This is a genomic window from Sphingomonas sp. OK281 (assembly GCF_900115295.1).
GTDB lineage: Bacteria > Pseudomonadota > Alphaproteobacteria > Sphingomonadales > Sphingomonadaceae > Sphingomonas.
On record NZ_FOVZ01000020.1, the window covers coordinates 1 to 1089 of the forward strand.

The 1089-nt window shown below is 65.3% G+C and carries 1 protein-coding gene; it reads right to left on the reverse strand.

Annotated elements, in window-relative coordinates:
- On the reverse strand, positions 1-1089 hold a 1089-nt coding region (locus BM244_RS22480; RefSeq protein ID WP_175518378.1), incomplete at both ends, for a dihydroxy-acid dehydratase domain-containing protein.

Here is a 1089-nt window from a genome sequence, read left to right on the forward strand (position 1 = left end):
CGCAAGCCCACCCATGGCCGCCGCCTCGGGCGAGGCGTTGAGGATCGAGGGCGACCCCGACGTCCCCGACTGGCGCCCATCGCCGATGCAGGGAAGCGCGTGGACGCCCTCACGGATCAGATACGCCGGCGGCCGCATGTTGACGACCTCGGCCGCACCCGGATAGCCGATCGGCCCCGCGCCACGCATGAACAGCAACGTATCGGTCGTGATCCCAAGCGACGGATCGTCGATCCGGTGGTGATAATCCTCGGGCCCGTCGAACACGACCGCGGGGCCCTCGAACGCCTCCAGATCATCCGGGTTGGACAGATAGCGTTCACGGAACTCCGGCGAAATCACGCTGGTCTTCATGATCGCCGAGTCGAACAAATTGCCGCGCAACACGATGAAGCCGGCGTCTTGCAGCAACGGCGTCGCGAACGGGCGGATGACGCGCTCGTCCTCGATCGTCGCCGTCCGGCAATTGTCGCCGATCGACTTGCCGTTCGCGGTCATCGCGTCTTCGTGGATCAGGCCCTGCTTCATCAGTTCGGCAACCACCGCGGGCACGCCCCCGGCATGGTAATAATCCTCGCCGAGATATTCACCGGCGGGCTGGAGGTTGACCATCAGCGGCACCTTGTGGCCATGCGTCTGCCAATCGTCGATCGGCAGGTCGACGCCGATATGGCGCGCGATCGCGGCGAGATGGATCGGTGCGTTGGTCGAGCCGCCGATCGCCGAATTGACGACGATCGCGTTGTGGAACGCTTCCTTCGTCAGGATGTCGGAGGGCTTCAGATCTTCCGAAACCATGTCGACGATCCGCTTGCCGGTCTTGTACGCGACCTCTTGGCGGTCACGATACGGCGCGGGGATCGCGGCCGAGCCGGGCAGTTGCATGCCAAGCGCCTCGGCAAGGCTGTTCATAGTCGTCGCGGTGCCCATCGTGTTGCAATAACCGGTCGACGGCGCGGACGACGCGACGAGCTTGATGAAGCCCTCGTCGTCGATCGCGCCGGTCGCGAGCAGTTCGCGCGCCTTCCACACGATCGTCCCCGAACCGGTCCGCTCGCCCTTGTGCCAGCCGTTGAGCATCGGGCCGAC